At 71.3% G+C, this 17,777-nt stretch carries 16 protein-coding genes; 10 read left to right on the top strand and 6 right to left on the bottom strand.

What is annotated here, in order from left to right:
- A partial coding sequence (locus P3L51_RS27740) for a sugar phosphate isomerase/epimerase family protein (RefSeq protein WP_354608042.1) occupies nucleotides 1–829 on the bottom strand: 829 nt, incomplete at its 3' end.
- Between the two features lie 267 nt (nucleotides 830–1,096).
- Nucleotides 1,097–2,035, bottom strand: coding sequence for a Ppx/GppA family phosphatase (locus P3L51_RS27735; protein ID WP_354608041.1), 939 nt, complete (start codon nucleotides 2,033–2,035; stop codon nucleotides 1,097–1,099).
- 39 nt (nucleotides 2,036–2,074) lie between these two features.
- Here P3L51_RS27735 and P3L51_RS27730 point away from each other — a divergent pair, with 39 nt between their 5' ends.
- A complete protein-coding gene (locus tag P3L51_RS27730) occupies nucleotides 2,075–2,911 on the top strand; it encodes a DUF3109 family protein (protein WP_354608040.1) in 837 nt (278 codons plus the stop codon).
- 4 nt (nucleotides 2,912–2,915) lie between these two features.
- On the opposite strand, the gene P3L51_RS27725 is transcribed toward P3L51_RS27730, so the two are convergent.
- Nucleotides 2,916–4,745 (bottom strand): BACON domain-containing protein, encoded by a 1,830-nt coding sequence (locus P3L51_RS27725; RefSeq protein WP_354608039.1) that lies wholly within the window; start codon nucleotides 4,743–4,745, stop codon nucleotides 2,916–2,918.
- Between the two features lie 155 nt (nucleotides 4,746–4,900).
- Here P3L51_RS27725 and radA point away from each other — a divergent pair, with 155 nt between their 5' ends.
- Entirely contained in the window at nucleotides 4,901–6,313 is a 1,413-nt protein-coding gene (gene radA / locus P3L51_RS27720) for a DNA repair protein RadA (RefSeq protein WP_354608038.1), read from the top strand.
- Between the two features lie 44 nt (nucleotides 6,314–6,357).
- Nucleotides 6,358–7,491: a DNA integrity scanning diadenylate cyclase DisA gene (gene disA / locus P3L51_RS27715; RefSeq protein ID WP_354608037.1), complete on the top strand. Its 1,134-nt coding sequence runs from the start codon at nucleotides 6,358–6,360 to the stop codon at nucleotides 7,489–7,491.
- A gap of 157 nt (nucleotides 7,492–7,648) precedes the next feature.
- Here disA and P3L51_RS27710 read toward each other — a convergent pair whose 3' ends face one another.
- Entirely contained in the window at nucleotides 7,649–8,509 is an 861-nt protein-coding gene (locus P3L51_RS27710; RefSeq protein WP_354608036.1) for a hypothetical protein, read from the bottom strand.
- A 180-nt stretch (nucleotides 8,510–8,689) separates the two neighbouring features.
- Between P3L51_RS27710 and P3L51_RS27705 the strand changes: the two genes are divergently transcribed.
- The 6 genes from P3L51_RS27705 to cseC all read left to right on the top strand — a co-directional run bounded on the left by P3L51_RS27705 (nucleotide 8,690) and on the right by cseC (nucleotide 14,290).
- Nucleotides 8,690–9,475, top strand: coding sequence for a phosphatase PAP2 family protein (locus tag P3L51_RS27705; RefSeq protein WP_354608043.1), 786 nt, complete (start codon nucleotides 8,690–8,692; stop codon nucleotides 9,473–9,475).
- A gap of 150 nt (nucleotides 9,476–9,625) precedes the next feature.
- The gene (locus P3L51_RS27700; RefSeq protein ID WP_354608035.1) at nucleotides 9,626–10,537 is read left to right on the top strand and encodes an HhH-GPD family protein; all 912 of its coding nucleotides are present in this window, start codon (nucleotides 9,626–9,628) and stop codon (nucleotides 10,535–10,537) included.
- Nucleotides 10,538–10,868: 331 nt separating this feature from the next.
- On the top strand, nucleotides 10,869–11,489 hold the full coding sequence (locus P3L51_RS27695) for a SigE family RNA polymerase sigma factor (protein WP_354608034.1): 621 nt from the start codon (nucleotides 10,869–10,871) through the stop codon (nucleotides 11,487–11,489).
- A gap of 119 nt (nucleotides 11,490–11,608) precedes the next feature.
- The gene (locus P3L51_RS27690; RefSeq protein WP_354608033.1) at nucleotides 11,609–12,259 is read left to right on the top strand and encodes a hypothetical protein; all 651 of its coding nucleotides are present in this window, start codon (nucleotides 11,609–11,611) and stop codon (nucleotides 12,257–12,259) included.
- A 19-nt stretch (nucleotides 12,260–12,278) separates the two neighbouring features.
- The gene (gene cseB, locus P3L51_RS27685; protein WP_354608032.1) at nucleotides 12,279–12,980 is read left to right on the top strand and encodes a two-component system response regulator CseB; all 702 of its coding nucleotides are present in this window, start codon (nucleotides 12,279–12,281) and stop codon (nucleotides 12,978–12,980) included.
- Entirely contained in the window at nucleotides 12,977–14,290 is a 1,314-nt protein-coding gene (gene cseC, locus P3L51_RS27680; protein WP_354608031.1) for a two-component system sensor histidine kinase CseC, read from the top strand. The genes cseB and cseC overlap by 4 nt, the downstream gene beginning before the upstream one ends.
- A 77-nt stretch (nucleotides 14,291–14,367) precedes the next feature.
- Here the strand turns inward: cseC and P3L51_RS27675 are convergent, their stop codons facing one another.
- Nucleotides 14,368–15,960 (bottom strand): MDR family MFS transporter, encoded by a 1,593-nt coding sequence (locus P3L51_RS27675; protein ID WP_354608030.1) that lies wholly within the window; start codon nucleotides 15,958–15,960, stop codon nucleotides 14,368–14,370.
- Between the two features lie 139 nt (nucleotides 15,961–16,099).
- Here P3L51_RS27675 and P3L51_RS27670 point away from each other — a divergent pair, with 139 nt between their 5' ends.
- Entirely contained in the window at nucleotides 16,100–16,678 is a 579-nt protein-coding gene (locus P3L51_RS27670) for a TetR/AcrR family transcriptional regulator (RefSeq protein ID WP_354608029.1), read from the top strand.
- Here P3L51_RS27670 and P3L51_RS27665 read toward each other — a convergent pair.
- Nucleotides 16,668–17,342 carry a M23 family metallopeptidase gene (locus P3L51_RS27665; RefSeq protein ID WP_354608028.1) on the bottom strand — a complete coding sequence of 225 codons (675 nt, stop codon included), beginning with the start codon at nucleotides 17,340–17,342 and terminating at the stop codon, nucleotides 16,668–16,670. The genes P3L51_RS27670 and P3L51_RS27665 overlap by 11 nt on opposite strands.
- Between the last annotated feature and the right edge of the window lie 435 nt (nucleotides 17,343–17,777).

Here is a 17,777-nt window from a genome sequence, read left to right as displayed (position 1 = left end):
CGGCCGGGGATGACGCGGCCGAACCCGCCGACGCCAGATGCAGCCGGGTGAAGGCCAGTGCCTCCGCCAGGTCGGCCTCGCGTTCGGCCGAGGACATCGCGCGCCGGGTGTTGACCTCGATGACGACGTGTCCGTCGAAGGAACTCCCCGCCAGCCGTTCGAGCAGTTCGGCGCAGGGCTGGTTGCCACGCCCCGGCACCAGGTGCTCGTCCTTGGCCGAGCCGTTGCCGTCGGCCAGATGGATGTGACCCAGCCGGTCGCCCATGCGCTCGACCATGGACATCGCGTCGGCGCGGGCGGTGGCGGTGTGCGACAGGTCGACGGTGAAGTGACGGTAGTCGTCCTTCGTCACGTCCCAGTCGGGGGCGTACGCGAGCACCTCACGGTCCCGGTAGCGCCACGGGTACATGTTCTCGACGGCGAAGCGCACGTCCGTCTCGTCGGCCATCCGCCAGATGCCGGTGACGAAGTCGCGCGCGTACTGACGCTGCCAGCGGAACGGCGGGTGTACGACGACGGTGGAGGCGCCCAGCCGCTCGGCGGCCGACCGTGCCCGCTGGAGCTTGGTCCAGGGATCCGTCGACCAGACGCGCTGCGTGATCAGCAGACAGGGCGCGTGGATGGCGAGGACAGGCACCCGGTGATAGTCCGAGAGGCGGCGCAGCGCCTCGATGTCCTGGCTGACGGGATCCGTCCAGACCATGACTTCCACACCGTCGTACCCCAGGCGCCCGGCCATCTCGAAGGCCGTCGCCGTGGACTCCGGATAGACGGAGGCCGTCGACAGTGCGACCTTCGCATCCGGGATGCGCACCACTGGTTCTGCCACGGACAACAGGGTACGGGCAGCGGCGGGCGGCATCGCGGGCACCGGAGCGGAAAGTGACGAGTGCAACGGCTCGGCCTCCTTGGGAGGCGGAGGGCCGGACCGCTCGCCGCCTCTTCCTGAGAAGGCGAGCGGTCTCGGGGCGGTCGGCGGCCGGACCTCCGCGCGGTCGCGGCCGGACCCTGTTGTCCGTCGGCGGCCGGACCTCTGCGCGGTCGGGGGCCCGGCACCCTCGTGCCATGGGCGGCCGGACCCTCGTGCGGTCGGCCGTCAGACCTCCGTCGTCGGCAGCTGGTCCAGCCGCCTCAGGATCACGCCCTCCCGCAGCGCCCACGGGCAGATCTCCAGCTCCTCGACGCCGAACAGATCCATCACCGCCTCCGCCACCAGCGCGCCGGCGAGCAGCTGGGGCGCCCGCCCCTCCGACACACCGGGAAGTTCGGCCCGCCGTGCGACGGGCATCCTCGTCAGTTTGGGGACCCACTCCTCCAGGGATTTACGGCTCAGGTCCCGCTGTACATAAAGACCCTCTCCGGAGCGGGCCGCCCCGGCGATCCGCGCCAGCTGCCGGAAGGTCTTCGAGGTGGCCACGACATGGTCCGGCTCGCCGAAGCGGGTGAACTCGCCGACGGTACGGGCGATCTGGGCCCGTACATGGCGGCGCAGCGCCCGTACGTCCTGCGGGTCGGGCGGGTCGCCGGGCAGCCAGCCCGCCGTGAGGCGGCCGGCGCCCAGGGGCAGCGACACCACGGCGTCCGGTTCCTCGTCGATGCCGTAGGCAATCTCCAGCGAGCCGCCGCCGATGTCCAGGACCAGCAGTTTCCCCGCCGACCACCCGAACCAGCGGCGGGCGGCGAGGAAGGTCAGCCGGGCCTCCTCGTCGCCGGTGAGGACCTGGAGGTCAACGTCCGTCTCTTCCTTGACCCTGGCGAGTACGTGGTCGGCGTTGCTCGCCTCGCGCACGGCGGACGTGGCGAACGACAGCACCGCCTCGCAGCCCTTGTCCTCGGCGGCCACGAGCGCCTCGGCGATGGTCGCCACCAGCCGCTCGACGCCCTCGGGCCCGATCGCGCCGTCCTCGTCGAGCAGTTCGGCGAGCCTCAGCTCGGTCTTGTGGGAATGGGCGGGCAGCGGGCGCGCGCCGCGATGGGCGTCGACCGCCAGCAGATGGACGGTATTCGAACCGACGTCGAGAACTCCGAGTCTCATGGGCGAACGCTACTGCGGTGACACGCATACGCTGGAGTCGTGCCAAAGACGAACAAGGCGAAGCCGGGCAAAGCCAGCCGCGCCAAGAAGCAGCACGAGCAGGTTCCGCCCGACGAGAAGGGGCTGGACTTCGCGCGGTCGTGGGTGGAATTCCCTGATCCGGCCGACGACGAGCAGGTCTTCCGCTGCGATCTGACCTGGCTGACCTCACGCTGGACCTGCATCTTCGGGAGCGGCTGCCAGGGCATCGAGGCGGGGCGCGCGGACGACGGCTGCTGCACGCTCGGGGCGCACTTCTCCGACAAGGACGACGAGAAGCGGGTCGCCGGGCACGTGAAACGCCTCACTCCGGAGGTGTGGCAGTTCCACGGCGTGGGTGCGGACAGCGGCTGGGTGGAGACGGACGACGAGGGCGCCCGCAAGACGCGCCGCTGGGACGGCTCCTGCATCTTCCAGAACCGGCCCGGCTTCTCCGGCGGCGCGGGCTGCGCGCTGCACATCCTGGCGCTGCGGGAGGACCGCGAGCCGCTGGAGACGAAGCCCGACGTCTGCTGGCAGCTGCCGGTCCGGCGTACGTACGACTGGATCGAGCGGCCCGACGAGTCGCGGGTGCTCCAGGTGACGATCGGCGAGTACGACCGGCGGGGCTGGGGTCCCGGCGGGCACGACCTGCACTGGTGGTGCACGTCGGCGACGTCGGCGCACGGCGCGGGCGAGCCGGTGTACAAGACGTACCGGCCCGAGCTCACCGAGCTGATGGGCAAAGCGGGGTACGACGCGCTGGTCGAGCTGTGCGAGGTACGGCTGGCGAGCGCGCTGCCGCTCCTCGCTCCGCACCCGGCGGATCCGCCCCAGGCACCCGCGCCCGCTTCCTGACCACTCACGGCGACGCGGGCGGCGCGGGCGGTGTGTCCGAGCCGCCGGAACCGCCGGAACCGCCCGGGTCGGTCGGCGGACCGGTCGGGTCGCCCGGCGTGGGCGGGGGGTCTGTCGGGTCCGTCGGCCCGCCCGTGCCGGGCGGTGGACCGGTGGGGTCGGTCGGCCCCGGATCGGTCGGTTCACCCGGCTCGCTCGGTCCCGGTCCGGCCGTCCCCGGCGGCGGTGAGGACGGCGGGCGGGTCGGGTGCGTCGGCCGGCCGGGTCCCGGATCCGACGGGACCGGCGGCCTGGAACCGTAACCGCTGATCGCGACGACCGAGCCCGTCGGGGTCAGTCCGATGCGGGCGCGCCACGGACCGGACGGCTCGCGCGAGTGGTCCACGTGGACGTGGACGGTGACGGACCTGCCGGGGGCGAGCGTGCCGGACGTACGGCTCAGCCGCAGCCAGGACGCGCTGGTCCAGGCCGACCACGCGACGGGCTCGCCGCCGGTCGCGGTGAGCGTGATCCTTGTACGGTCGCCGGTCGACTCCGCCGTGACAGAGAGCCGTCCCGAGCCCGCGCCGGGCGTGCCGGGCGGGGCCGCGTCCGTGCCGTCGCTGATGACCTCGACCGAGACGTCCGGGCCGCGGCTGCCGGTGGCGAAGGGGTCGCCGGGCCGGTTCTCGGCGTTGCCCGCGTTCTCGTAGTTGTCGTACGGATCGGCGCCCTGCGCACCGCGCCGTTCGGCGTCGGCGGCGCTGACCGATGTCCCGCCGTGGCCCTCGCCGGTCGGCGGCGCGCCCCGGTACGCCGCCCAGAGGGCGAGCACGGGCGCGGCGACGACGGTCGCCACGACGGTGGTCGTGACGGCCCGCGCGCGCAGCCGCTCACGGCGGGCGGCGCGGTCCTTGGGGTCCATCGGAAAGCCGCCCCGGCCGAAGCGCGGAGTGGTGGCCCGGGAGCGCGGGGTGTTCGTCATGGCGCCGTACGCCGCCGCCCGGGGGGCCTCGACGAGTGGCAGGACGTCGGGCGACGCGGTGCGGGAGGGCGCGCCGGACGAGGCGGGCCCGGCGGCACGCGCGGCGGCGGCCGAGCCGGGCCAGGGGCCCGCCGCCTCGGCGCGCTCGGCGGCGCGGCGGCAGCGCGGGCAGTCGTCCACGTGCCGGACCAGTTCCCGCCGGAGCGCGGACGAGAGCAGCACCTGGTGATCGCCGGTGAGCCGCGCGACGGCGGGGCAGTCGCCCGTCTCCACGACGGCGAGCGCCGCCCTGGTGCGCTCGACCTCGCAGGCGGCGGAGTTGAGGAGTTCGCGGGCCGACAGCGCCTCCATCGACAGGACGGCGGCGATGTCGCGCGCGCGGAGCCGGTGACGTACGGCCAGTTCGAGCGCTTCGCGCTGCTCGGGGGTCGTACCCGCGGCCTCGGGCCAGGCCAGCACAGCGAGTTCACGCCGCCGGCGCGCGGAGACCTCCGGCGGGACGTCGGCCCTCGTGTCGGTGCCGGCATCGCCCGGCTCGCGACGGCCGGTGTGCGCCCCCGGGCGGCTTCCGCGCCGCTCGCCGAGCCGGCGCAGACAGGCCCACCGGGCGAGCGCGTACAGCCATGCCCTGCGTTCCCCCGCGTCCGCCGGGCAACGCCCGTGCTGGCGCTCGGAGATGGCCAGGACCTGGCCCAATACCTCGGTCGCCGCGTCGTGGTCGCACAGCACGGAGAGACAGTAGGTGAACAGCCCGTCCAGATACGGCTCGTACCGGCCGGGGGGCCGGTCCGTCTCCGATCGGGGCGTGCGACGGGGCGCACGGTGTGCGCCGGTGGTGTAGGTAGGGGGCTCCAGTCTGCTGCTCGTCACCCGGCGACGGTAGACAGGGGAGCGCACAACTCTCCCCACGCTTGCCTACTTTTAATCATTACGGGTGAAACGACCGCTAAAGCCGTGTCTCGTCCGCCATCCGCGAAGCGGCCACCGCGGTAAGCACTGTCAGTGGTCGCCTATACGGTGGCGCCATGGCTGTCGCCCGTACGAAATCCGCCAAGGACCGGCCGTCCTACCGCTGCACCGAGTGCGGTTGGACGACCGTCAAGTGGCTCGGCCGCTGCCCCGAGTGCCAGGCCTGGGGCACCGTCGAGGAGTACGGCGCGCCCGCCGTACGGACGACGGCGGTGGGACGGGTCAGCACCCCGGCCCTCCCGATCGGCCAGATCGACGTCCGGACGGCGACGGCACGCTCGACCGGCGTGGACGAGCTGGACCGCGTCCTCGGCGGCGGTCTCGTGCCGGGAGCCGTCGTGCTGGTGGCCGGTGAGCCGGGCGTCGGCAAGTCCACACTGCTCCTGGACGTGGCGGCGAAGGCGGCCGACTCCGAGCACCGCACGCTGTATGTGACGGGCGAGGAGTCGGCGAGCCAGGTCCGGCTGCGCGCGGACCGCATCAAGGCCATCGACGACAATCTCTATCTCGCGGCGGAGACGGACCTCTCCGCCGTCCTCGGACATCTCGACGCGGTCAAGCCGTCGCTGCTGATCCTGGACTCCGTACAGACGGTGGCGTCGCCGGAGATCGACGGAGCGCCCGGCGGCATGGCCCAGGTCCGGGAGGTCGCGGGCGCGCTCATCCGGGTCTCCAAGGAGCGGGGAATGTCCACCCTGCTCGTCGGCCATGTCACCAAGGACGGCGCGATCGCGGGCCCCCGGCTGCTGGAGCACCTGGTGGACGTCGTGCTGTCCTTCGAGGGCGACCGGCACGCGCGGCTGCGGCTCGTGCGGGGCGTCAAGAACAGGTACGGCACGACGGACGAGGTCGGCTGCTTCGAGCTGCACGACGAGGGCATCGTCGGCCTCGCCGACCCCTCCGGCCTGTTCCTCACCCGCCGGGACGAGCCGGTTCCCGGCACCTGCCTCACCGTCACGCTCGAAGGCCGCCGTCCGCTCGTCGCCGAGGTGCAGGCGCTGACGGTCGACTCGCAGATCCCCTCCCCCCGGCGCACCACGTCGGGTCTGGAGACCTCCCGCGTCTCGATGATGCTGGCCGTTCTCGAACAGCGCGGCCGGATCAGCGCACTCGGCAAGCGCGACATCTACAGCGCGACGGTCGGCGGTGTGAAGCTCTCGGAGCCGGCCGCCGACCTGGCCATCGCCCTCGCCCTGGCCTCGGCGGCGAGCGACACCCCGCTGCCGACGAACCTGGTCGCGATCGGCGAGGTGGGACTCGCGGGCGAGGTCAGACGGGTCACGGGCGTCCAGCGCAGACTGGCCGAGGCACACCGGCTGGGCTTCACCCACGCCCTCGTCCCGACCGATCCGGGAAAGATCCCGGCCGGTATGAAGGTCACAGAAGTCGCCGACATGGGAGCGGCTCTGAGCGTGCTTCCGCGCCGAGGTCGCGCGGAGGCCCCACAGGAGGGCAAGGACCGCCGGTAGACTTTGCCCTGGTCTCGCCCATCCGTACGAGCCGGAGGAGTGCAGTGGCAGCCAACGACCGGGCAGCAGCAACCGGAAAGTCCGGTGGTGGCTCCGGTGGATCCCGCACCGAAGCGCTGATGCGCGCCTCACTGAGCGCCGTAGCGCCCGGCATGGCGCTGCGTGACGGCCTGGAGCGGATTCTCCGGGGGAACACCGGCGGTCTCATCGTCCTCGGCATGGACAAGACCGTCGAAACGATGTGCACGGGCGGCTTCGTGCTGGACGTGGAATTCACCGCCACGAGGCTCCGCGAGCTGTGCAAGCTCGACGGCGCGCTCATTCTCGACAAAGACATCACCAAGATTCTGCGGGCCGGTGTCCAGCTCGTCCCCGACGCATCCATCCCGACCGAGGAGACCGGCACCCGCCACCGCACGGCGGACCGCGTCTCCAAGCAGTGCGGGTTCCCCGTCATCTCCGTGTCGCAGTCGATGCGCCTGATCGCGCTGTACGTGGACGGGGAGCGCCGGGTCCTGGAGGAATCGGCGGCGATCCTGTCGCGCGCCAACCAGGCGCTGGCGACCCTGGAGCGGTACAAACTCCGGCTGGACGAGGTCGCCGGCACCCTCTCCGCGCTGGAGATCGAGGACCTGGTGACGGTGCGGGACGTGACGGCGGTCTCGCAGCGTCTGGAGATGGTGCGCCGGATCGCCACGGAAATCGCCGAGTACGTGGTCGAGTTGGGCACCGACGGACGGCTTCTCTCCCTCCAGCTCGACGAGTTGATCGCGGGCGTCGAGCCCGAGCGCGAGCTGGTCGTACGGGACTATGTGCCCGAGCCGACGGCGAAGCGGTCCCGTACGGTCGCCGAGGCGATGACCGAGCTGGACGCGCTCTCCCACACCGAGCTGCTGGAACTGCCCGTCGTGGCCCGCGCGTTGGGCTACAGCGGCTCACCCGAGACGCTGGACTCGGCGGTCTCGCCGCGCGGCTACCGGCTGCTGGCCAAGGTGCCGCGCCTGCCGGGCGCCATCATCGAGAGGCTGGTCGAGCACTTCGGCGGGCTCCAGAAGCTGCTGGCGGCGAGCGTCGACGATCTCCAGACGGTGGACGGGGTGGGCGAGGCGAGGGCGCGCAGCGTGCGCGAGGGCCTGTCGCGGCTGGCGGAGTCGTCCATCCTGGAGCGGTACGTCTGACATACGGGCCGGGGCTCACATACGTAAGGAGGGCCGCACCACCGCGACGACGGTGGTGCGGCCCTCCTCACGTATGTACGTGAGTCGTCCTCGCGTCAGCCGTCCTCGCGTGAGGAGTCGCCTGTCTCAGCGCGTCTCGGCCTGTCTCGACCTGGTCTCAGTCCTTGTCCAGGCGGAACGATGTCTGGCCCTGCTTCACCGTCGCGCCGGGGGCCGCCGCCTCCACCAGGTAGGTGCCGGGCCTGGCCTTGCCGGGCGGGGGTGTCGCGCACTGCGGGGCGCTCTGTGTGAGGTCCCAGGTGACGGTCCGCGTGACCGTCCCGCCCGCGGGCACCTTCAGCAGCAGCCGGCCGATCTTGGGGCAGTCCTTGGAGGACCAGATCTCGTCGCTCTCGGAGTCGGTGACGGTCAGCACCACGGACTTCGGCCCGAGGTCCGCCTTGCAGTCCTTGCTCGACCCGTTGGTGGCCACGATCTTGAACGAGGGCTTCTCGCCCGGCTCGTAGGCGACCTTCCTGCTCTCCAGCTTCAGCGTCAGCGCGCTCGCCGCGCAGTTGGGGAGGCTCGATCCGACCGGCACCTGCTCGCCCGTACTGCTGCCGCCCGCGCCGTCACCGCCGCCGTTCGCCGCGCCGCCCGAGCCCGCGGAACCGCCCGCGCCGCCCGTGCCGCCGCCGCTGCCGGTGTCACCACTGCCGCCGCTGTCGGCACCCGCGTCCGTACCGCCCTGGTCGCCGCCGCCGCTCCCACCGCTGCCGCCGGTCTCGCCCGACTCGTCGCGCCCGCCGGGCTGTTCACTGATCGCGGGTCCGGAACTGGACGGTCCGGGGGTGATTGAAGGGGCGGGCGCCTCGCCGTTCGCGCCGTCGTCGCGCTTCTTTCCGCCGCCGTCACCACCGGATGTGACGACCCATACGACAAGCAACGCGAGCAGCGCGATCAGAGTCGCCGCTACTGCCCTCCGTCGCCAGTAGATGGAGGAGGGAAGCGGCCCGACCGGATTGCGCATAGATCCCACGGCGCAACTCTACGAGAGATCAGGGCCAACTCCCGCCCCACATGCCGCTCGTCTCGCAAGTTTTACGGATCATCATCACGCGACGACCGTCCGTGTGACCCCACTTGCCACTTTCGTCAGGGGTTCGACCGCCGGAGGCGAGGTGCGTGAAGCGGAGCGAGGAAGGTACGGTCCGTGACCATGGACCCCTCCGTCACCAGCGGCCTTTACCGCGACATTACCGATCTCGCCCACCAATCGCCTTCCTGGGTGCGGCACTTCGTCGAGATAGGGACGGAGGCCGTGATCGTCATCCTCGGGGTTCTGTTCCTCATCAGCTGGTGGCGAACCCGGTCCGCGGACTCACGCGCCATGGCCGTAGCGGTAGTTGGGCCGCTGGCGACCGCCGTCGCGTACGTGGGCAGCGAACTGTTCAAGAGCGTCGTGCAGGAGGAGCGGCCGTGCCGCGCGGTGGCGGGCGCGGCGGCGTCGCTGGCGACCTGCCCGCCGGTCGGCGACTGGTCGTTCCCCAGCAACCACTCCACCATCGCCGCGGCGGCGGCGGTCGCGCTCGCCATCGCCTGGCGGGCGATCGCGTTCCTGACGATCCCGCTGGCGATCTTCGCGGCCTTCTCACGGGTCTTCGTCGGCGTGCACTATCCGCACGACGTGGCGGTGGGGCTGCTGCTCGGCGGGCTGGTCGCGACGCTCGTCGTCCTGGCGCTGACGCGACCCGCGCGGGCGTTGATCGAGACGATGCGGACGAGCCGTACGGGCGTGGTGGTCTGGTTCGCGGGACAGGGACCGGTGCGGGGAGCGGCCTCACCGCGGACAGCGGGCGCGGGCGCGGGCGCGGGCCACGGATCGGCCCACGGCACCGGACCCGGTTCCGAGTCCCAGTCCCAGTCGGAGAACGGGGCGGGGCACGGGCCGGTCGCGGACTCCCGCCTCCGCCGGCGGAAGGGCCGCCACAGCTCGCGCCTCTGAGCGAGCGTGATCCACGCGCGCTTCGCTCGGTCGGCCGCGCACTGTTCCCAACGCGCCCCCTTCACGCCCCCGGTACCCCCCTGCGACGCCCGGCGCACAGCGACCGGCTGCACCACCCCCACCCCGGAACGTGCCAGGATCGGTGCTGCCATGACTGCGACTTCTGCGACTTCGGCGCCGGCTACCGACCCGGCCGCCCTCCACGACCCCGTCATCGCGTGGTTCGACGCGCACGCCCGCGACCTGCCCTGGCGCCGCCCCGACACGGGCGCCTGGGGAGTGATGGTCAGCGAGTTCATGCTCCAGCAGACCCCGGTCGCCCGGGTGCTCCCGGTGTACGAACAGTGGCTCGCGCGCTGGCCGCGCCCGGCCGACCTGGCCGCCGAGGCCCCCGGCGAAGCGGTACGCGCCTGGGGCCGGCTCGGCTACCCGCGCCGAGCGCTACGGCTGCACGGGGCGGCCCTGGCGATAACGGAGCGGTTCGGCGGCGACGTACCGCGCGAGCACGGCCAGTTGCTCGCGCTGCCCGGCATCGGCGAGTACACGGCGGCGGCCGTGGCCTCGTTCGCGTACGGACAACGGCACGCCGTCCTCGACACGAACGTGCGCCGTGTCTTCGCGCGCGCCGCCGCCGGAATCCAGTACCCGCCGAACGCGACGACGGCCGCCGAGCGGAAACTGGCCCGCGCGCTGCTGCCCGTGGACGAGCCGACGGCGGCCCGCTGGGCCGCCGCCTCCATGGAACTCGGCGCGCTCGTGTGCACCTCGAAGAACGAGGACTGCGCGCGCTGCCCGATCGCCTCGAAGTGCGCCTGGCGGCTGGCCGGCAAACCGGCGCACCAGGGTCCGGCCCGCCGCGGCCAGACGTACGCGGGCACGGACCGCCAGGTGCGGGGCAAGCTGCTCGCCGTACTGCGCGAGGCCGTGGCGCCGGTACCGCTCGCGGTGCTCGACTCCGTGTGGGAGGAACCGGTGCAGCGGGCGAGGGCACTGGACGGGCTGGTGGCCGACGGGCTGGTCGAGCCGATGGCCGACGACCTGTACCGGCTGCCGCTGAGCTGACCGCGCCACCCGATCCGACCTCGTACGACTTGGTCCGTACGACCCGCACCACCCGCTCCTCGTCGGCCGGCCCCTCCGGGCCGGCCGTTCGTCTGCCCGGCGGCTCGCCCGTCACTTCAGCAGGTGCTCCACCGGGTGCTTCACCGGGTGAAGTCCCCGTTGCTCGTTCGTCCGTTCCGTCCCCGCCGTTACACAACCGATGGATGTCCGTGCGCCCGCCGAGGGCTGGCGCGCACGGCCTCGTGACAACGCCTCCGTAACTTCTGGGACGTAGGCGAAGACCACAGCAACGCGGTACACGGTGCAGTTCACGGGGTGGGAGGCGGTTGGCATGGCGCACGGCGAGGTGCTCGCATTCGAGGATTACGTACGCACCCGGCAGGAGGCGCTGCTGCGCAGCGCCCGGCGTCTGGTCCCCGACCCCGTCGACGCCCAGGACCTGCTCCAGACCGCTCTGGCCCGTACGTACGGCCGGTGGGACGGCATCGCCGACAAGTCGCTCGCCGACGCCTATCTGCGCCGCGTCATGATCAACACCCGTACGGAGTGGTGGCGTGCGCGCAAGCTCGAAGAGGTGCCGACCGAGCAGCTGCCCGAGCCCTGCGTCGAGGACGGCGCCGAGCAGCGCGCCAACCGCGCCCTGCTCATCGACATCCTCGGGGTCCTGGCGCCGAAGCAGCGCAGCGTCGTCGTGCTGCGGCACTGGGAGCAGATGAGTACGGAGGAGACGGCGGCGGCGCTCGGCATGTCTACCGGTACGGTGAAGAGCACGCTGCACCGGGCGCTCGCCAAACTCCGCGAGGAGCTGGAGGCCCGGGAGCTGGGGCGCCGCGAGGCGGAGCGCCGGGCGCCGGGGAACCGGCGGCCCGAGCACCGCGCACCGCGCGCCCATGCTCCGGAGCGTGCCGGTTATCGTCGCGACGGACGGGGGCAGGAGCGGTGCGCGGCCTGAAGCGCGACGGAGACGGCACGCCTGCCCCGGGAAAGGCCGGCCGTCGGACACCGACGGCCCGGGACACGGACGGCACGTCGCCGGCCGATGACCCGAAGCCGGGCCGGATCCCGAAGAGGGTGACGCTGTCCGCGACGACCGCCACCGGCGGTGTGGCGCTGGCCGCGCTCTTCGCCTTCGGTCTGTTCGCCATCGGCTGCTCCACGAGCACGACCGGCACCCGGGACGAGGGCGCCGCCGTCGTCGCCACCGCCGAACCCGTCTCGCCGCCGACCTCCGAGGCGTCGGCCCTGCCAGCCCAGAACATCGACCCGGTGGCCCTGCTGCGGCAGGACCCCAAGGTGAGCGGGCAGGTCAAGGCCGACCTCAAACCGTGCTCCGAGGACGCCTACCCGGTGGACACCTCGTACGGGAATCTGACCGGCGCCGCCGCGCCGGACGTGGTGGTCAACGTGATGACGTGCGACGACGCCGTGGGCCTGGGGACGTACGTCTACCGCGAGTCCGACCAGGACCACCGCTACGAGAGCGTCTTCATCGCCGAGGAACCCGCCGTGTACGCCACCATCGACCGTGGTGAGCTGGTGGTGACCCGCCAGGTGTACGCGAAGGGCGACCCCGTGGCGTATCCGTCGGGCGAGGACGTCGTGACCTACACCTGGGCCGACACGAGGTTCGCCGAGCGCTACCGGGTGCGCAACAACTACAGCGGAGCGGTCGGCAACGGCCCCGTGGACGCCCCCGCGCCGTCCACGCCGAGCGAGAACTGAGAGAGCTGAGATCAGCCGGATGGTGGAGACCCATGTCCTGTTCGTCGAGGACGACGACGTCATCCGCGAGGCCACCCAACTCGCGCTGGAGCGCGACGGCTTCGTGGTGACGGCCATGCCGGACGGCCTCTCCGGTCTGGAGGCGTTCCGGGCCGACCGGCCGGACATCGCACTCCTCGACGTGATGGTGCCGGGCCTCGACGGTGTCAGTCTCTGCCGCCGGATCAGGGACGAGTCGACCGTCCCCGTGATCATGCTGTCGGCGCGCGCCGACTCCATCGACGTGGTGCTGGGTCTGGAGGCGGGGGCCGACGACTACGTGACCAAGCCCTTCGACGGCGCGGTGCTGGTCGCCCGGATCCGTGCCGTGCTGCGCCGCTTCGGGCACGCCGGCGGGCCCGCCGGGGAGCGCGGCGGGCAGGACGCGGACGAGCACGGCGCGCGGTCCTTCGGCGATCTGGAGATCGACACGGAGGGCATGGAGGTGCGTAAAGGGGGTGAGCCGGTGGCGCTGACACCGACCGAGATGCGGCTGCTGATCGAATTCTCGGCCGCGCCCGGCACCGTCCTGTCCCGCGACAAGCTGCTCGAACGCGTCTGGGACTACGGCTGGGGCGGTGACACGCGTGTGGTGGACGTTCATGTGCAGCGGCTGCGCACGAAGATCGGACAGGACCGGATCGAGACGGTCCGCGGCTTCGGCTACAAGCTCAAGGCATGAAGCGGTTCGCGCTGCGCACCGGCGTCCGGTGGAAGATCAGCATCGCGATCGCGGCGGTCGGCGCCCTCACCGCGATGGCGCTGAGCCTTGTCGTGCACAACGCGGCTCAGCTCTCGATGCTGGACAACGCCCGCGAGGTGCAGCTGGAACGGCTGCTGTTCGCGCAGCGTATGTACGACTCGACGCACGAGCTGAAGTTCGGTACGAAGCTGAACGACCCCGCGCTCCCCGACGACCTGCGGAAGAAGGTGCAGCAGGGCAGGCGCGCGACCTTCGTACGTGACTCGGCCAACGGGGCTCCCGACGTCTGGGCGGCCGTCCCGGTGGAGAGCGGTGTGCTCTCCCTGAGCAGCAAGTTCGCCGACCGCTCCGCGACGATCATGAAGGATCTCGACCGGGCCCTGCTGATCGGCTCGCTCTGCGTGGTCGTCGGCGGCTGCGCGCTGGGCGTACTGATCGGCGGGCAGCTCTCGCGCCGGCTGCGCAAGGCGGCGGCGGCCGCGGGCAAGGTCGCGCAGGGCAATACGGACGTGCGTGTACGGGAGGCGGTCGGCGGGGTCGTACGCGACGAGACCGACGAGCTGGCCCGCGCGGTCGACGCCCTGACGGACGCGCTGAACGAACGCATCGAGGCGGAGCGCCGGGTCACCGCCGACATCGCCCACGAGCTGCGCACGCCGGTGACGGGCCTGCTGACGGCCGCCGAGCTGCTGCCGCCGGGACGGCCCACCGAGCTGGTGAGGGACCGGGCGCAGGCCATGCGCACACTGGTCGAGGACGTCCTCGAAGTCGCCAGGCTCGACAGCGCGTCGGAACGCGCCGAGCTGCAGGAGGTCGCGCTCGGCGAGTTCGTCAGCAGACGGGTGGCTCTGCTCGATCCCGAGGTGCGGATCCATGTCGTGCACGACTCGTGGGTGAACACCGATCCGCGCCGGCTGGAGCGCATCCTCGGCAATCTCCTGGCCAACGCGGCCAAGCACGGCGGCACACCGGTGGAGGTGACCGTCGAGGGCCGGGTGGTGCGCGTACGCGACCACGGTCCCGGCTTCCCCGATGCGCTGCTGCGCGACGGGCCGAGCCGGTTCCGTACGGGGGCGAGCGACCGCGCGGGGCACGGCCACGGTCTCGGTCTGACCATCGCCGCCGGTCAGGCGCGCGTCCTCGGGGCGCGGCTGACCTTCCGCAACGCGGCGCCGGAGAGCGTGACGCCCGGCCCGGACGAGACGGGCGGCGCGATCGCGGTCCTCTGGCTTCCGGAGCACGCCCCGACGGCGACCGGCAGCTTCCCGATGATCACGTTCCCGGACTGACGCCCGCCGAGCACGGCGGCCCCTCGGCGCGTTCCACGCGCCCACGGGACAGCCGGCGGCCGGGGGGGTCCGCCCGTCTAAGCGGTCTGCGCTCCCCCGGCCGCGTCGGACGGTGCCGCGCCCTTGTCGGCCGCGCCCGACTTCTCCGGACCGGCGCCCCGCAGCGGGACCTCCTTGACGAAGAACGCCGCGAGGAAGCCGATCACCGCGACCGAGCCTGCCAGCAGGAAGGCCACGTGTGTACCGGAGGACACCGCGATCTGGTACGCCTCGCGCGCCGCGTCCGGCAGCTTGGCCAGACTCGCCGCGTCGAGCTGCGCGGACTGCTGCGTCACCGCGTCACCGCCGCGCGCAGCCATCTCCTCCTCCACCTTGCTGGTGAACAGCGCGCCCATGATGGCGACGCCGAAGGAGCTGCCGAGCGTGCGGAAGAGGGTCGTCGATGACGAGGCGACGCCCATGTCCTTCGGCTCGGCGCTGTTCTGCGCGACGAGCATGGTGATCTGCATCAGGAAGCCCATACCGGCGCCGAGGACGGCCATGTAGAGCCCCGAGGTGACGCGGGAGGTCTCGGTGTCCATCTGCGCGAGCAGGAAGAGGCCGACGACCATCAGGGCGCCGCCCGCGATGGGGAAGATCTTGTACTTGCCGGTGTTGGTGGTGACCCGGCCCGCGAACAGCGAGACGACCATCATCGACAGCAGCATCGGCAGGAGCAGCAGACCGGAGTTGGTCGCCGACGCGCCCTGGACGGACTGCTGGTAGAGCGGCAGGAAGAGGACGGCTCCGAACATGACGAAGCCGGTCAGGAAGCCGATGATCTGCATGAGGGTGAAGTTGCGGTTGCGGAAGATGTGCAACGGCAGGATCGGCTCGGGCGCCTTGGTCTGTACGTACACGAACGAGACGAGGGTGACGACGCCGATCGCGATCAGCTCCATGATCACCGCGGAGCTCCACGCGTACTCCGTACCGCCCCAGGTGGTGACCAGCACGATCGAGGTGATGCCGACCGTCAGCAGGGCGGCCCCCAGGTAGTCGACCTTGTTCTTGGTCCGCTCCACGGCGGGCAGGTGCAGCACGGTCACGATCATCGCGAGGGCGACGGCGCCGAGCGGCAGGTTGATGTAGAAGCTCCAGCGCCAGCCGAGGTGGTCGGTGATGGTGCCGCCGACCAGCGGTCCGCCGATCATGGCGAGGGCCATCACGCCGGCCATCATGCCCTGGTACTTGCCGCGCTCACGGGGCGGGATGAGGTCTCCGATGATCGCCATGACGCCGACCATGAGTCCGCCGGCGCCCAGGCCCTGGATGGCACGGAAGCCGATGAGCTGACCCATGTCCTGGGCCATGCCGCTGAGCGCGGAGCCGATCAGGAATATCACGATGGAGAGCAGGAAGATCTTCTTCCGCCCGTACATGTCGCCGATCTTCCCCCAGATCGGGGTCGACGCGGCGGTGGCGAGGGTGTAGGCGGTGACCACCCAGGACAGGTGCTCCAGCCCGCCCAGCTCGCCGACGATGGTCGGCATCGCGGTACCGACGATCATGTTGTCCAACATGGCGAGCAGCATCGCGATCATGAGCGCGAGCAGCACCACCCGCACGCTTCGCGGCTGTGGCTCCGCCTTCTTCTTCTCTTCCGGCCCCACTGCCGTGCCGAGCGACATGGCCCCCACTCCCCTGTTCCCTGGTCTGTTTCGTGGTTCTGTACCGCCACTTACTTGCCGACCGGCAAGTAAGTACACTGGGGAAAGTAGACCTGTCACTAGCCGGTCGTCAAGTAAGTACTTTTTCGGGAGAGCAGTCATGGGCAGCACAGCGCAGCCGCGTCGGGGCGACACCCGCCAGCGCATCCAGGACGTCGCGCTGGAACTCTTCGCCGAGCAGGGGTACGAGAAGACCTCGCTGCGCGAGATCGCCGAGCACCTGGACGTCACCAAGGCCGCGCTCTACTACCACTTCAAGACCAAGGAAGACATCGTGGTCAGCCTCTTCCAGGACCTGGCCCGGCCAATAGACGAACTGATCACCTGGGGCGAGGCGCAGCCACCGACCCTGGAAGTGAAGAAGGAGATCCTGCGCCGCTACAGCGACTCGCTCGCCGCCGCCGCGCCGCTGTTCCGCTTCATGCAGGAGAACCAGGCGACGATGCGCGATCTGAGCGTGGGAGAGACCTTCAAGAGCCGGATGCTACGGCTGATGGAGCTGCTCAAGCAGCCCGAGGGCACGATGACCGACCGCGTGCGCTGCTTCACCGCGATCTTCACGATGCACGCGGGCATGTTCGCGCTCAGGGACGTCGAAGGCGACCCCGAGGAGAAGCAGGAAGCCATCCTCGAGGTCGCCACCGATCTGATGGTGCGATCTCAGGGGGTCACAGAGTGACGTCGGCGGAGCGCAGGAAGCTCACCGGGTTGATCGCACTGCCGTAGTTGGGGGTCGTACGGATCTCGAAGTGCAGGTGCGGGCCACTCGAATTACCGGTGTTGCCGGAGAGCGCGATGCTCTGGCCCTTGTCGACCTTCTGGCCGATGTGCACCTTCACCTTGGACAGGTGCGCGTACTGCGAGTACTTCGCACTCGGGCCGGTGCCGTGCTTGACGACTATCGCGTTGCCGTACGCGGGGCCGTCACCGGCGCCGTTCGGTCCGGCCTTCACGACGGTGCCCGCGTGCGCGGCCTTCACGTTCGTGCCGACGTCGACGGCGAAGTCCTGGCCCGAGTGCTTGCTGGCCCACATGCCGCCGCCGGTGCCGTAGGTGGCGCTCAGCGTGTACTTGGAAACCGGCTTGGCCCAGGTCGGGTTCTTCTTGGCCTTCTTGTCCTTCGCCTTGTCGGCGGCCTTGGTGACGCTCGCCTTCTCCGCGTGGGCGGCCTGCTTGTCGGCCGCCACGGCGGCCGAAGCTCGGGTGGCGCCCGCGTCACCGCTGCTGCTGTTCGCGGCGAACGCGACCCCCGCTCCGAGTGCCGTCGACACTCCGAGTCCGGCGGCCAGGACGGCGGCACGGGTACGGAGCGTGGACTGGCGGGGCGTGGTGCGCTGCGACATTGAGAAACCTCCGGGGCATCAATGGACCCGGCACTCAGGAGGCGCCGGGCTGGCTTGCCCTCCCTTGGTAACCCGATCGCCCATCACACCCCAAACCGCCCATCTACGACATCCGGTCGTAGTCGCCTCACCAGTAACTCGACCCCTTGACGACCTCAAACATCCTTCCGATCCGATCCTAAATGTCCGGATTGGATGCTGTTTCTTCGCACGTCAGGCGGGCACGGACCCGACGGGCGACCGGACCACCGCCCTCTGGCGAGCCCTCGGGACCTTGGTCCCGAGGCCGACCTTTCCGAAGGTCCCGCCGGAATCACCCGCTTCACCACTATTCCTGGTCGTAGGCGGGGAAACGGGTGTGCCGCTTGTCACGACCGAGGCCGCTCCGGGGGCCGAAAAGGGGCCGGCCGGAGAGCGAACCGCGGGCCGGAACGA

Origin of the sequence: Streptomyces panacea (genome assembly GCF_040560175.1) — a bacterium.
Lineage (GTDB): Bacteria > Actinomycetota > Actinomycetes > Streptomycetales > Streptomycetaceae > Streptomyces > Streptomyces panacea.
Note: the sequence above shows the minus strand (reverse complement) of the source record. Positions and strands in the feature narration are given on the sequence as shown.